This is a genomic window from Glaesserella sp. (genome assembly GCF_041817755.1).
Lineage (GTDB): Bacteria > Pseudomonadota > Gammaproteobacteria > Enterobacterales > Pasteurellaceae > Glaesserella.
This window is the reverse complement of sequence record NZ_JBGYBX010000059.1, coordinates 5,001-20,064: the sequence shown is the minus strand read 5'-3', so window position 1 is coordinate 20,064 and position 15,064 is coordinate 5,001. Positions and strand designations below refer to the sequence as shown.

The 15,064-nt window shown below is 41.5% G+C and carries 12 protein-coding genes (1 of these 12 running past the window's edge); 6 read left to right on the top strand and 6 right to left on the bottom strand.

What is annotated here, in order from left to right; translation table 11 throughout:
• Positions 1-78: 78 nt before the first annotated feature.
• Positions 79-696, bottom strand: a complete 618-nt coding sequence (locus ACEYKX_RS09350) for an L-threonylcarbamoyladenylate synthase (RefSeq protein ID WP_373766252.1) — start codon at positions 694-696, stop codon at positions 79-81.
• A gap of 168 nt (positions 697-864) precedes the next feature.
• Between ACEYKX_RS09350 and trpE the strand changes: the two genes are divergently transcribed.
• The 4 genes from trpE to ACEYKX_RS09330 all read left to right on the top strand — a co-directional run bounded on the left by trpE (position 865) and on the right by ACEYKX_RS09330 (position 5,109).
• Positions 865-2,412, top strand: coding sequence for an anthranilate synthase component I (trpE, locus tag ACEYKX_RS09345; RefSeq protein ID WP_373766251.1), 1,548 nt, complete (start codon positions 865-867; stop codon positions 2,410-2,412).
• A gap of 9 nt (positions 2,413-2,421) precedes the next feature.
• A complete protein-coding gene (locus ACEYKX_RS09340; RefSeq protein ID WP_373766250.1) occupies positions 2,422-3,000 on the top strand; it encodes an aminodeoxychorismate/anthranilate synthase component II in 579 nt (192 codons plus the stop codon).
• Between the two features lie 99 nt (positions 3,001-3,099).
• Positions 3,100-4,104, top strand: a complete 1,005-nt coding sequence (gene trpD / locus ACEYKX_RS09335; protein ID WP_373766249.1) for an anthranilate phosphoribosyltransferase — start codon at positions 3,100-3,102, stop codon at positions 4,102-4,104.
• Positions 4,105-4,248: 144 nt separating this feature from the next.
• Entirely contained in the window at positions 4,249-5,109 is an 861-nt protein-coding gene (locus ACEYKX_RS09330) for a DUF808 domain-containing protein (RefSeq protein ID WP_373766248.1), read from the top strand.
• A 250-nt stretch (positions 5,110-5,359) separates the two neighbouring features.
• Here the strand turns inward: ACEYKX_RS09330 and ACEYKX_RS09325 are convergent, their stop codons facing one another.
• Genes ACEYKX_RS09325 through pgaA form a run of 4 tightly spaced genes read right to left on the bottom strand, consistent with a single transcriptional unit; the run spans position 5,360 to position 11,091 of the window.
• Positions 5,360-5,632: an HmsD gene (locus ACEYKX_RS09325; protein WP_373766247.1), complete on the bottom strand. Its 273-nt coding sequence runs from the start codon at positions 5,630-5,632 to the stop codon at positions 5,360-5,362.
• Between the two features lie 5 nt (positions 5,633-5,637).
• Positions 5,638-6,873: a poly-beta-1,6-N-acetyl-D-glucosamine synthase gene (gene pgaC, locus ACEYKX_RS09320; RefSeq protein ID WP_373766246.1), complete on the bottom strand. Its 1,236-nt coding sequence runs from the start codon at positions 6,871-6,873 to the stop codon at positions 5,638-5,640.
• Positions 6,874-6,882: 9 nt separating this feature from the next.
• Positions 6,883-8,637 (bottom strand): poly-beta-1,6-N-acetyl-D-glucosamine N-deacetylase PgaB, encoded by a 1,755-nt coding sequence (gene pgaB / locus ACEYKX_RS09315; protein ID WP_373766245.1) that lies wholly within the window; start codon positions 8,635-8,637, stop codon positions 6,883-6,885.
• 39 nt (positions 8,638-8,676) lie between these two features.
• Positions 8,677-11,091, bottom strand: coding sequence for a poly-beta-1,6 N-acetyl-D-glucosamine export porin PgaA (gene pgaA / locus ACEYKX_RS09310; RefSeq protein ID WP_373766244.1), 2,415 nt, complete (start codon positions 11,089-11,091; stop codon positions 8,677-8,679).
• Positions 11,092-11,447: 356 nt separating this feature from the next.
• Here pgaA and pflA point away from each other — a divergent pair, with 356 nt between their 5' ends.
• Together pflA and prlC are read left to right on the top strand one after the other, a co-directional pair.
• A complete protein-coding gene (pflA, locus tag ACEYKX_RS09305; RefSeq protein ID WP_373766243.1) occupies positions 11,448-12,188 on the top strand; it encodes a pyruvate formate lyase 1-activating protein in 741 nt (246 codons plus the stop codon).
• A gap of 139 nt (positions 12,189-12,327) precedes the next feature.
• On the top strand, positions 12,328-14,358 hold the full coding sequence (prlC, locus tag ACEYKX_RS09300) for an oligopeptidase A (protein WP_373766242.1): 2,031 nt from the start codon (positions 12,328-12,330) through the stop codon (positions 14,356-14,358).
• A 72-nt stretch (positions 14,359-14,430) separates the two neighbouring features.
• Here the strand turns inward: prlC and tal are convergent, their stop codons facing one another.
• Positions 14,431-15,064, bottom strand: partial view of a transaldolase gene (tal, locus tag ACEYKX_RS09295; RefSeq protein ID WP_373780712.1) — the 3' portion only. 317 nt of this gene lie beyond the right edge of the window; only the last 634 of its 951 coding nucleotides appear in the window; the start codon falls outside the window, past its right edge; the stop codon is at positions 14,431-14,433.

The window sequence follows — 15,064 nt, the reverse complement described above, 5'->3', positions numbered from 1 at the left end:
TGTCGCTTTCACAAGCGTCGGGGTGTTTCAATAAAACAAATTATTATCGGACACACGCAGTGTGTCCCTACTATCTTGTTACTCAAAAGGTGTCGGATCGCCCGATCCCACTCGAATAATTTCAGGGCTGTCTTGAGTTAAATCGATCACTGTCGTCGGTGATTGCCCTAAGTAACCGCCGTGGATGATTAAATCGACTTGATGTTCTAAATGCTCTCGGATTTCATCCGGATCGGATTGAGTAATCTCTTCATTCGGCAACATCAATGAACAAGAAAGAATCGGTTCGCCTAAGGCGGAAATCAGCGCCAAGGCAATCGCATTATCCGGTACGCGAATGCCGATCGTTTTACGTTTAGTCATTAAACGACGAGGCACATCTTTAGTCGCCGGTAGAATAAAGGTATAAGGGTTCGGCACATTATTTTTAATCAATCGGTAAGATTGATTCGTCACTAACGCATAAGTCGACAGTTCTGATAAATCGCTACATACTAGCGTGAAGTTGTGATTTTCAGGCAAACGACGAATTGCCACAATGCGATCCATTGCGTGCTTATCGCCCAATGCACAACCTAAAGCATAACCGGAATCCGTCGGATAGACAATGACACCGCCGTTTTTAATAATTTCCACCGCTTGATTAATTAAGCGAGTTTGTGGATTTTCAGGGTGAATATAAAAAAACTGGCTCATGATTTTCCTTAGCGGGTCGCGAAAATGGCGAGATTATACGCTTTTTAGTTAATCAGCGGTATGTGTTTATTGAAATTTGTTTTTAACTTATTGATCTCAGTAAAATTGCCTTGACTTTCTAATAATGCACTAGTTTAATAGTACAAAATAATTTTCAAGGAAAGCAAAATGAGCGTGCAGATTCAACAAAGGGAACTTCCTTATTACGCCGATACTACGGCGATTTTTCACTATTTATGTGGCAATCAACCCCATACACTTTTATTAGACTCGGCAGAAATTCAAAGTAAAAACAGCCTAAAAAGCCTGCTCTTTGCACAGTCTGCGTTACATATTTTTTGCGAAGGGCAACAGGTCAATTTTCAGGCTCTCACCGCAAATGGCAAAGCAGTTTTACCCTTAATCGAACAGGCGTTAAATCAGCTAAACCCAGCCCCAATTTGCAAATTTTTTGCGGAATCTGACCGCCTGCAAGCAGATTTCCCTGTGCTCAACGAAGCGTTAGACGAAGACAGCAAACTGAAAACCACCACCATTTTTGACGGATTGCGTACCGTCAGCCAGCTCTTTGCCGATGCAGTTTCCCCCATCTATTTAGGCGGTTTGTTTAGCTATGATTTAGTGGCTCAGTTTATCCCAATGGAAAATATTGAGCTAAAAGATGATGGATTGTCTTGCCCTGATTACAGTTTTTATCTTGCAGAACAGTTGATTTTTATCGACCACCAACAGCAACAAGCTACCTTGCATACCTTCTGTTTTGATCCAAAAGAACAGCAAAATCTTACTGAACAAGCGGTAAGATTTGCCGATAAATTAACAAATAATGTAGGGAAAGATCTCGATCTTGACGTGAAATCTGCTTCGACCGATGTTCAAGTAAATTTAGAAGATGAGCCGTTTAAAGATATTGTCCGCCGGCTTAAACATCATATTCATATCGGCGATGTGTTCCAAATCGTCCCCTCTCGCCGTTTCAGCTTGCCTTGCCCGAATACCCTTGCGAGCTATCGCCAACTGAAAGTGAATAACCCAAGTCCGTATATGTTCTTTATGCAAGGGGAAAATTTTACGCTGTTTGGTGCCTCCCCTGAAAGTGCGTTGAAATATTCACAACAAAATCGCCAATTAGAAATTTACCCGATTGCCGGTTCACGTCCACGTGGATTTGATGAGCAAGGTAACATTGATTTAGAGCTGGATTCCCGCCTTGAGCTTGAACTGCGTTTGGATCAAAAAGAGTTAGCCGAACATTTGATGTTGGTGGATTTAGCTCGAAATGATGTAGCTCGGGTGTCGGTTTCAGGTTCTCGCCGTGTTGCTGATTTGATGCAGATCGACCGCTATTCGCACATTATGCACTTAGTTTCACGTGTGATCGGTACACTTCGCCCCGATCTTGATGCCCTGCACGCTTACCAAGCCTGTATGAATATGGGAACGCTGACGGGCGCACCGAAAATCAAAGCAATGCAACTGATTTACCAGTTTGAACAGCAAAAACGCCATAGTTATGGTGGGGCGGTCGGCTATTTAACGTCTGACGGCAATTTGGACAGTTGTATTGTGATTCGTTCCGCCTTTGTGCAAAACGGCACGGCTTATGTGCAAGCAGGCTGCGGTGAAGTGCTGGATTCCGATCCGCAATTAGAAGCCGATGAAACCCGCCATAAAGCCAGAGCGGTGTTAAAAGCGATTGCTCAAGTGAATCAGTAGGAGATCAAAATGGCAAATATTCTTTTCGTTGATAATTTCGATTCCTTTACCTACAACTTGGTCGATCAATTCCGTCAGCTTGGGCATTCGGTGACAATTTTTCGCAATGACTACCCGTTGCAAGCCTTTTTAGAGAAGGCGTTAACCACTGAAGATTGTATTGTGGCGTTATCTCCCGGACCAGGTAATCCGCAAGAAGCAGGCAATTTATTAGCAATTATTCGAGAGCTGAAAGGCAAAGTGCCGATGATCGGGATCTGTTTAGGACACCAAGCGATTATTGAAGCTTTAGGCGGTGATGCCGTCCATACGGGGCAAGTCCTTCACGGTAAAGTATCAAAAATCGAACACGATAACCAAGCGATGTTTGCAGGACTCAATAATCCGATGCCTGTGGCACGTTACCATTCGTTAATGGGCGACAATTTGCCCGATGAATTAGAAGTGAATGCCCGTTTCGGCGACATTGTGATGGCGATTCGTCATAAACATTTACCCATTTGTGGTTTTCAATTTCATCCTGAATCGATCTTGACGGTAGAAGGGACAAAATTACTGAAACAGTCGGTTGAGTGGTTATTGAATTAAGTTATAAACGCTGGCGCGAGCGTCACGCTCGTGCCTGAACAAGCGGTCAGTTTTAATGAAAAATTTGCAAATTGTCTTATGTAAACAAAAGGATTTCCTATGCAACACGAATCACTATTAGAAAAACTCTTTAGTCGCCAAACCTTATCCCAAGCAGAATCCCATTGTTTATTCCAACAATTAATGCAGGGGCGACTGTCTAACGAACAGTTAGCAGGTATGCTTATCGCTCTAAAATTGCGTGGTGAAACCATTGAAGAAATCGCAGGAGCCGTCACGGCTACCCTTGAAAATGCACAACCTTTTGCAAGACCAAACTATCCTTTTGCGGATATTGTCGGCACCGGTGGCGATGGAGCGAATACGATTAATATTTCAACGGCAAGTGCCATTGTTGCGGCAAGTATGGGGCTGAAAATTGCTAAACACGGTAGCCGTAGCGTGTCGAGCAAAACAGGGGCAAGTGATCTATTAACGGCATTAGGAATTAATGTGGGGATTTCTGCCGATACCGCTCGCCAAGCACTGGATGAGATCAATCTCTGCTTTTTATTTGCTCCGCAATATCATCAAGGCTTTAAATATGCCATTCCCGTTCGCCAAGCATTAAAAACTCGCACGCTTTTTAATATTTTAGGTCCGTTGGTGAATCCTGCCCGTCCGAAACATCAATTACTCGGCGTTTATGCCCCTGAATTACTGAAAACCTACGCCGAAACAGTCAATAGCTTAAATCATCAGCATACGATTGTGGTACACGGTTCGGGTTTGGACGAAGTGGCGATTCACGGTGAAACACAGGTTGCCGAAGTAGAAAACGGAGAAATCCGTTACTTCACATTAACCCCTGAAGATTTTGGTATTCAACGCCATTCTCTCGAAGCGTTAAAAGGCGGAGAACCTGCTGAAAATGCCGAAAAAATCACGGCATTATTGCAAGGCAAGGGGGAAGCCGCTCATATTGATGCGGTTGCTGTGAATGTCGCCATGTTAATGCGTTTGTTCGGTGAACGGGATTTGAAAGTCAATGTTGAAAAAGTAAAAGCTCATTTAGCCACAGGAAAAGCCTTTGACACCCTGCAACAATTAGCGCAATTCCGCTAAAAATATCATTACAAGCGGTCATTTTCTTCCTATTTTTTGCAAAGAGAGAAAATGATTGAAATTGTTTAAAATTTCGCTCAATATATCGCCCTTAATTTAGCCCGCCTGTTGTGGGCTTTTCTTGTGTCAATTATAAGGAGAAACATGGCTTTTAGTTCACTATTTACATTGCTCGACGATATTGCCTCAGTACTTGATGATGTGTCTGTGATGACCAAAGCGGCAACCAAGAAAACCGCCGGTGTGATCGGCGATGATTTGGCTTTAAATGCCAATCAAGTGAGCGGTAAAGATATCAAACCGGAACGGGAATTACCGATTGTATGGGCTGTCGCAAAAGGCTCGCTGATTAATAAAGTGATCTTAATTCCGATTGCATTGTTACTATCGATTTACTTACCTGCGTTGATTAATCCATTATTGATGATTGGTGGAGCATATCTCTGTTTTGAAGGGGTGGAAAAATTACTACATAAATTTTTACATAAAGCAGACAGTCATGAAGAGCAAGAAGTGGTGTCGGAAGCAGATAAAATCAAAGGTGCGGTGCGTACCGATTTTATTCTTTCTGCGGAAATTATCATTATCGCCCTTGGGGTTTTACAAAACTCCCCGACACTGACTAAAATTTTATCGCTGTCTGCCATTGGTATCGGTATTACGGTGTTTGTGTATGGTTTGGTTGGGTTAATTGTTAAACTGGACGATATCGGTTTATGGTTGCTACAAAAGAAAAATGGATTTCATCAAACGGTCGGCAAAACGTTATTGTTTGTGATGCCGTGGTTTATGAAATCGCTTTCCGTGATCGGAACCATTGCGATGTTTTTAGTCGGTGGTGGGATTTTCACCCATACTGTGCCGTTTATCCATCATTTTATTGAAGGATTACAATTAAATGGTGCATTGCTCAGTATTGCTGATTTGGCGGTTGGCGTGATTATCGGTAGTCTCGCTTGTTTGATTATTCTTCCGACAATAAAACTGTTCAGTAAAAAAGCTTAGCATCAAGCGATTCAATCGCTAACAAGCGGTCAGATTGGCTCGGTATTTTGCAAGTTTAATTGACTGGTATAGTAGAAGAATGGGGACTAAAAAGTGGCTTAAAGTCTTATATCACGGGCTTTAAGCCACTTTTCTACTATACAGAGCTTTGGGGAATAATGCTAGACAATATATTCCTTTAATAATAAAGGCTGAACAATTAAAATCAGCCTTTTAAATCAAAGGAAGTAGGCTGCGTTTGCTCTATTAATTAACGCCGCCGAGATTTTGCAATAAACGACCAAGCAATCGTAATGGTCAATAAAATTGCTGAACCGATAAACATGAACGCAACGACTTGGTGAAAGAAAAATTGCTCGAGTACAGGGGTTGTGAAGATCTTTTGAGCATAGGTATAAATCATTCCTATACTGTAACCCCATAGAACCCAAGTCAGCATCGTGATGAATAGGCTTTTCAGCGTTAAAATCAACGGCAATTCTCTTGCCGGTTTGTGGATGATCATAGTGTCTTGTAATGCCATTTTGCTTATACTCCTCTATCTGGGCTCGTCCAAACGGCTAATTTGGATTTGTTTCTAAAAATCGCTTTCGGGATTCCGATAACGAGAGTAATTAGGTTCAGTAACCAATAAACATACGGGTACCAAATACAATACAGTGAATAACGGAATAAACCTTTTTCGTAACGACTGTCTATATACAAGCTAAATAAATATTGCCAAAAGAAGCAGAAAAACAATATTGTCATTAGCATTCTGAATACGGGGAGGTTTAGCCCATTAGTGGTTAATTCTAAAAAAATATCAATGCCAAGTATAATAATTAAGGCATATGCCCAAAATGCGGTAATAAAATATTCAATATACATCGGCCATAAGCGACGGTTTTTAATGCTCCAAATCATAGGGAAATATTTAATAATGGTTTCCGCTCCGCCTTGCGCCCAACGTAAACGTTGTTTAAATAAACCTCTGATGGTTTCCGGCATTAGCGTCCAACACAGCGCTCTCGGTTCATAAATAACGTTATAACCGGCGATTTGTAGCTTCCAACTGACATCGATATCTTCGGTAATCATGTTAACGCTCCAGCCATTGACTTCCCTAATGGCTTTGGCTCTAAACAAGCAACAGACACCGGACACGGTAAATATTGTTCCCATCAGACTTTGTGCGCGTTTAATCAGTCCGATAATTGAGCTGAATTCGGATGTTTGTAAGCAACCTAAGATGGTACTGCGGTTACGCACCCGAGGATTTCCCGTTACGGCCCCGCATTTAGGATTGAGTTCTAAAGACTGCACCATGTAATCTATTGCGTTGTAATCCAGTACGGCATCGCCGTCTATACAAGCGATATATTCGCCTTTGGCAACGGTTAATCCGTGATTCAAAGCACTTGCTTTACCGGAGTTATTTTGATGTAGTGCAATAATTCGGCTGTCTACTTTTGCCCACCAATCAATAATCTCTCCGGTATTGTCTTTACTACCGTCATTAATAAAGATCAGTTCGTATTTTGGGTATCTGAGCTTTAATAAATGAGGAATCGCATCATCTAAATTATCCGCTTCGTTATAACAAGGAATCATAATACTGACCATCGGTACGTCATTCGGATTCATCAGATGGTAGAACGGCTCCCTAAATTTCACTTCGATAAAGGCGCAATATGCGCTGGCTGCGGTAGACCAATAGATTGCCATCAATGCCGGATAGATGAACAGTGTGATATTGAGTATGTCAAACCACATTAATGTCATATGAGCGTCCTACTTTAATCCAACATCTGTACTTAATGAAAAATACGGTCTGATCTTTGTTAAAGATGGTGTATCCGTCATAGCATTATCGGGTTGATATCCAAAACTATAAATATTCAACTCTCTCAGATCTTTAATCCAATCAATTAATTCCTCATCGGAAATTGCATTTTGTGTTTTCAAATCGACCGCTTGCAGCTCAAATATCACTTGATCCGGGGAGGCAATCGCAAGCGTTTGTTTTACTATATTATTTAGCCATTTTTTAGCATCACGGGACGATAGATTTTGTACATTCGCCGAATATGGATTTGCCATAATGACGTTATTACTCTCATTCGCTTGAATATGTTCGGATAAATTTTGAGCAAAGTATGGAGATTGCGCATCAATGCCTCTTGCGGTTTTTAGTCTTTGCTTACCACCCAGTGCAAAAGGGGTGACGACTTGTTTCAACTGTTTTTCCAATTCAATAGATGCTTTGGCATCACCCGAGGTGTTGCTTGGGAAAAAGAGTCCGTCAAATTTGCTGTAAAACGAAAGATCCTGATAAATAGATTTCATGTTCTCATTAGCCACCGCATTTTTACCGTTGGCAACCAATTCCGGCATCCAAGCATAGACCTCTACTTCCGCCCTTGTTCTTAATGCCCAAGAGATATGGCTGAAGATATCGGCACGAACGGGAAGATATTTATTGTTGAAATATAATGCATCGGCAACACCATCGCGATTGCTATCCGAGAATGCTTGCAAATACACGGCTGTAATACCGAATTGGTGAATGCGTTCTACTAATTGATCCACATTCTTCTGTAGCTGAACCGGATTCGGATCATATAACGTATCCAATTCAACACGAACGGTTCGTTGAACTTTCGTTTGATCGGGATTGTGTGCCAAATATTTTGCAACCGTTTCGATAGAGGTTTCCGTATCTAACAATAAGCGACCGACATGCGGATCGTGAGGTGTATTGATCTTCGTTTCTCTTAACGAGAAATGCGCATCAAAACCTATTTGCTTTGCAATATCGACGGCTTCATCGTTGAATTGACCATAAGGCCAAATCATGATTCTTGGGGCAACACCTAAATTGGTTTTCAAAATATTGTAAGAACGTTGGAAATCATTTTTTAATCTTGTACGGTATTCTTGCAGTGTTTCATATTTTTTATTCTTGTATTGCGCTGCAAGTACCGCAGGCAAGCTACTTCCAGCCGGATTTGCGGCGATGCCGTAGTGGAGGTTATCCGTATGAGAGGCAATTTCAATCAGCCCGCTGTTCTGCATTTCACGTAGTTGCTGCCAAGTTACGAAAGCACGGCGGTCTAACTTTAATTTACCGTAGCTGATTTTCTTATTTGCCGGAGTATTAATCCAATCGGTCACGATAGCGTAGACGGCAGGGTAGTTGTACGCTTTCAATAATGGATAGATTACGGTATAGAAGCTTTCGTAACCGTCATCAAAGGTTAACAGTACCGCTTTATCCGGTAAGGGTTGCCCCCCGTTTTTAGCATCTAAAATTTGTTGCCAGCTTACCGGAGTATAACCATTATGTTTCAACCAGTTAAAATGATTCACCAACATCTCTACCGAGATTGTTTGCGGATAGTATTGTTGTCCTTTTTTGATAACGCTCTCGTCAACAACATCATGGTAACATAATACGCCAAACGTATTTTTGTTGGCGAATGCCGGCAAACTCACCAGCATGAGCAACATGGTGTACATTATCTTTTGTATATATTTCTTTAACATTATTATTTCCTTTAATGCAAAATTCCGAGTAATAAATCGTTAGAAGTAGACGGAAAGATCTGTTTTTATAAAGTTATTAAATTCAGGTACACCGTCATATACGGATTTTTTACGTCCCAGTTCATACGAAAGTCCCAATTTCTTACCTAAACGCCATTCATTCCCATAGGTAACGAACCATGTTTTGTGGCTGGCATAGTGATCTTGCCAATAGCGACCTACTCCGCCTTTTAAGTGATGCACTAAGTTAATTCTATGGTCGAACGGCTTGAAGTAAGATAAATCGAAATTACCTTCCGCAGATTGTGCTCTGAGAGGATTATAGTAATAAGCCGAAGGCGTTTCTTTATTGCGTTGATATGACCAAAACAAACCGCCATCCAAGTTCCAACGATCATGTTTAAATAAATTGAATGTGGAGAAAACCGATAAATTTTTACGTAAATTACCATCATCAAATTTCATCGCATTGATATGGGCGGTCATTTGAAATAAATTTGAATGCGTATAATGTGTAACGAACCCGATATCTTTTGCGTATACATCTTGATAAATTGCTTTAACAGGTGTATTGCTTCCGTTCAGATTGCCGTATAAATTGAAACGCCAATGTTGATTTAAACGGTATGACGTATCCAATGATAAATAATATTTGTCATTTAACTTGATGCCTTTACCTATTTCCGCTTTTGTCGCCACCGGATAGAAATTGATGTTGGCACCTACTCCTACTCTATGTTGCTCAAACTTATGTTCTAAATCAGGTGATTTACTTGCCGAATAATGAGCATAGATATCGTGTCCGCCATCGGATTTCGGTGAATAGAGATAATATTCTTGTGCTACTTCATTCGGTTTATTTGCCGGATGTGTTCGATGATCAACATCTACAGAGGCCACAAAGCGTGCGGATTTGGCTTGTTCATACTGATCGACGACATATTTCGCAGCATGTCTTTCTTCCGGTGTTAGCCCATTAATAATTGAACTAGCCGTCTTCCAGTCGTTGAGACTCAATGCAATATTTGCCCGTGTTACTTCAGCCCACCGATAATTGGTTCCTAAGACCGCAATGGCATTATCAGCCCATTTGAGAGCGTCGTCGCCTCTCATCCTAGCATTTTCCAATTCGCTTTTACGGAGCATCATCCAAGCATCGCCGGGGGTTTTTTCTAAACGCTCATCAATTAATTGGATCGCCTTGTCAATATCACCCCGCCATGCCAATAAATTAACTTTACCTAAGAAATATTCGTCGAATAACGGGTTTCTGACTTTTCTTGAATGGGTAAAGTCAGAAACGTAAACAGGCGGTTCGGAAACATTATTTTCCAAGTAGTGCTGTGCCTCTTCAAATTCAGCGGTATCGCTCAGTGCACTGACGATTTTCATCCCTAATGCGAAAGGTACTTTTTGTTTTTCTTGAAGATGACTTGTTTCGATTTCACGATAAATATTTAACGCACTGAACGGCGACCCCGATCTTAATAAATAGTCTGCATATGCTTCTTTTACAAAAGCGGGAATCGGTTGCCCGGATTGTTGTAATTGAGCGTAAGTCGCTTCGATTTCCGTGCTGTTTTGAAGCTTAGAAGCGACAACAACCATATCGCGCATAATTTGTAACTTGAGCTCGCCGATATCATCGGACGGAATCCGACTATTGGCATCACTTAACATTCGGTATGCCGTTTCCTGCTGTTCGCGAGTTGTTGCAACACGATATAAACGAATGGCTTCGTCATGTAAAAACCATAATTTGTCATTTTCGTTAAATAGATCCGGATAAGCGGCAACCAATTTTTCCTGAAGCGGAGAAATATTTAATTGAGTTGCTAAACGATATATTTTTTTAGCTAATTCGGTATTGTCCGGATGTTGTTTTAATTCATTTTGCCAACGGGTTAAACGGGCGGTTAAAGGCTGGCTACTGTCTAAGAGATAAATATAAGCTTCAGTATATTGGGCATCCTCGCCAAATTGTTTTTTATATTTCGCTAAATAATGGTTGGCTGCGTTATAATCGGGTCTTTCTATACTGACCAAAGCAAGCCCCAATATACCATTCGGGTTATCCGGTGCCGCTTTGCTTAACTGTGTATAGAAGGTTGACGCTAATTCAAATTGACGTTCATTACGAGCTGCTTTGGCAAGGTGTTCCAACTCATTGGCGGAGTATTGTGTCAATTGGCATTCTTGACATAATGCAATCGCATCTTTGTATCTTCCTTGGCGCACAAGGAGTGTAATCAAGTCGTCACGCACCTTGTGATCCAATGTGTCTTTATATAACGCCTCTAATTTTTGAGTTCCGATACGTAAATTTTCGTCATTCAAACGTGAGTAGTGGATAATACCTTCACGTAGCTGATCCGTGGTAGAGGCTGTGGCTCCTTGAGGATAATAAATCATTCCTAATAATACGGTAAGTGTGCTGAATTTGATTGTTTTCACAATAAGGTTTTCTCTTTTTAGTTTTAATAAATTGCCAAATGTTGGCAGTCATAAATATATTATCATTATATAAATAGTTAATTCGTGTTATATACTTTTCTTTAATCTTCTTTTCTTTTCTTGAATGTGAAATATTAAAATTTAACTACACTAGCTAAAAATTATTTTATTTAGCAAGTTGTTTTAGCAGAATATAAAGAATATATTTCACAGTGGAATATAAAACATATATTCATTATTGAAACCTTGAGATACAATGTTTTGCAAGCAATTTATTTTTATTTTTATACCTGAAAAGCGTTTAAATTTTTGCTACAATGACTGCAATTGAGTTTAGCAATGTTTGAGGAGCCACTATGGCAGTTTTAGCGCGTTATCATTCTTACGAATCTTGTGGTACCGTTGACGGACCGGGGATTCGTTTCATTTTGTTTTTACAGGGCTGTTTAATGCGTTGTAAATATTGTCACAATCGAGATACGTGGGATCTCGAAGGTGGTAAGGAGATCTCGGTGGAAGATCTTATGAAAGAAGTAGTAACGTACAAACACTTTATGCGGGCAACCGGTGGCGGAGTCACGGCTTCCGGCGGGGAAGCGGTTTTACAGATGGAATTCGTTCGAGATTGGTTTCGTGCATGTAAAGCTGAAGGTATTGATACCTGCTTAGATACCAACGGCTTCGTGCGTAATTACACGCCAATGGTTGATGAAATGTTGGATGTCACCGATTTGGTTTTACTGGATTTAAAGCAACTGAATGAAGAAGTCCACAAAGATCTGATCGGGGTATCCAATAAGCGTACGTTGGATTTTGCCCGTTATTTACAAAAACGGAACCAGCGTACGTGGATTCGTTATGTGGTTGTTCCGGGGTATACGGATGCGGATGCGGACGTGCATTTGCTCGGACAGTTTATTCAAGGTATGGAAAACATCGAAAAAGTCGAATTGCTTCCGTATCACCGCCTAGGTGCGCATAAATGGGAAACCTTGGGTTTTGAATATGAACTGAAAGATGTCGAGCCACCGACGAAAGAATCGCTTGAGCACATCAAATCCATTATTGAGAGTTACGGACATTCCGTGAAATTCTAAGCGGATTTCAGTTAATCACAAGCGGTCGGTTATTGGTAAAATTTTGCAAGTAACCGACCGCTTGTTTACTTTTCGCTTGGTATTTCTTGAATTTTCCCCAAACTATGAAGAAATTTTCATAAAAACAAAAGGAATAATAATGTCAAATCCACTTCTGAATCAGACCGGTCTGCCGGCATTTTCACAAATTAAACCCGAACACATTCAACCGGCAATAGTACAATTAATTCAAGATTGCCGTCATACCATTGATTCTGTTGCACAAATTGAATCCCCGACATGGGAAAATTTCTATTTACCGCAAGCTATGGCGGGAGATAAGCTTTCCCGTGCATGGTCGCCGGTCGGGCATTTGAATGCCGTAAAAAACAGCCCGGAATTGCGCGAAGCGTACCAAGCGTGTTTGCCGTTATTATCCGAATACAGCACTTGGGTCGGCCAGCATCAAGGGTTATATCAAGGCTATTTAAAACTCAAAAACAGTGCTGAATTTGCCCGTTATTCCGTTGCTCAACAAAAAGCGATTGAAAACAGTCTGCGTGATTTTGAGTTGTCCGGTATTTCCTTGCCGCAAGAAAAGCAGCAACGTTACGGTGAAATCGTTTCACGTCTATCAGAACTTAGCTCGCAATTCAGCAATAATGTGCTGGATGCGACCATGGGTTGGGATATTGTGATCGAAAATGAAGCCGAATTAAAAGGGTTACCGGAGTCCGCCCTTGAAGCGGCAAAAGTATCGGCGCAGAGCAAAGAAAAGTCAGGTTATCGGTTTACGTTAGAGTTTCCGAGTTATTTACCGGTAATGACCTATTGTGAAAATCGTAAATTACGTCAAGAAATGTATGAGGCGTATAACACACGAGCATCGGATCAAGGTGTAAATGCCGGTAAATGGGATAATTCGGCAATTATGGCGGAAGAGTTGGCGCTACGTTTGGAATTAGCTAATTTACTCGGGTTTAAAACTTACGCCGATTATTCTTTGGCAACCAAAATGGCAGAGAACCCGCAACAAGTCATGGACTTTTTAGAAGATCTTGCTGCCCGTTCAAAGGCGCAAGGAGAAAAAGAGTTGGCGGAATTACGTGCTTTTGCGGCAAAAGAATATGGTGAAACCGATTTACAACCGTGGGATATTGCTTTTTACAGTGAGAAGCAAAAGCAGGCATTGTATGCCATTAATGACGAAGAACTGCGTCCTTATTTTCCGGAAGAGCGGGTTCTTGTGGGATTATTTGAATTGATCCAGCGGATTTTCGGTATGCGTGTCGAAGAACAGAAGGAATTCGATACTTATCATGAAGACGTGCGTTTTTTCAATATTTTTGACGAAACCGACCGCTTGCGCGGATCATTCTACTTAGATTTATACGCCCGTGAGCATAAACGCGGCGGCGCGTGGATGGATGATTGTATCGGACAAAAACGCTTGGCGGATGGTTCGTTACAAAAACCGGTTGCGTATTTGACCTGTAATTTCAACAAACCTATCGGCAACAAACCGGCATTGTTTACCCATGATGAAGTGACCACGCTATTCCATGAATTCGGGCATGGTATTCATCATATGTTGACTGAAATCGATGTTGGTGATGTCGCGGGTATTAACGGGGTGCCATGGGATGCGGTAGAATTGCCGAGTCAATTCCTAGAGAATTGGTGTTGGGAAGAAGAGGCACTGGCATTTATTTCCGGTCATTATGAGACGGGCGAACCGTTACCGAAATCAAAATTAACCCAGCTGCTGAAAGCGAAAAATTACCAAGCGGCAATGTTCGTGTTACGCCAGTTGGAATTCGGTTTGTTTGATTTCCGTTTACACCTTGCCGTACCGCGTGAAAATCTGGTATTGGAAACATTAAAAGCAGTGAAGGCACAGGTAGCCTTAATTGAAATGCCGACATTTGTGCGTACGCCGCATAGTTTCTCGCATATTTTTGCCGGTGGCTACGCAGCCGGTTATTACAGCTATTTATGGGCGGAAGTGCTTTCAGCGGATGCGTTTTCACGTTTTGAAGAAGAAGGGATTTTTAACCGCGATGTTGGTCAGGATTTCCTTGAGCATATTTTAACCCGAGGAGGTTCGGAAGAACCGATGGTATTGTTTGAGCGCTTCCGTGGTCGTAAACCGACTTTAGATGCATTACTCAGACATAAAGGTATTGCATAGAACTAAAACCATGATCTGCACCTGGATGGTGAAAATCATCAAGGTGCAGATTAAATGAACAAAATGTGCGGATTAGAATTTCGCTAAAAGCATCGCTTCTAATTTCTCTTGGTCAATCGCAAATTTACGGATACCTTCTGCTAATTTCTCAACTGCCATCGGATCTTGGTTGTGTTCCCAATAAAATTCCGCTTCTGTCATCGGCGTTGGGCGAGCTTTCACTTCACCTTTGTACTCTAGTTTGCGCACTAACGGTGCTTCGCTCTCTTGCAATTCTTTTAACAACGCAGGGGCAATCGTTAAACGGTCACAACCGGCTAATTCTGTGATTTCACCTGCATTACGGAAACTTGCGCCCATCACCACAGTGTTATAACCGTATTGTTTGTAGTAGTTATAGATTGATGTCACAGAGATGACGCCCGGATCTTCTGCCGGTGCGTATTCTTTCTTATCGGAATTCGCTTTGTACCAGTCAAGAATACGTCCCACGAACGGTGAAATTAAGTAAACGCCCGCTTCCGCACAAGCACGCGCTTGAGCTTGGGAGAATAATAGGGTTAAGTTACAGTTGATGCCTTCTTTCTCTAATTGTTCCGCCGCTTTGATACCCTGCCACGTTGAAGCGATTTTGATCAGAATACGGTCGTTACTGATACCGGCCTCGTTGTATAACGCAATAAGTTTGCGCGCTTTCGCAATAGTT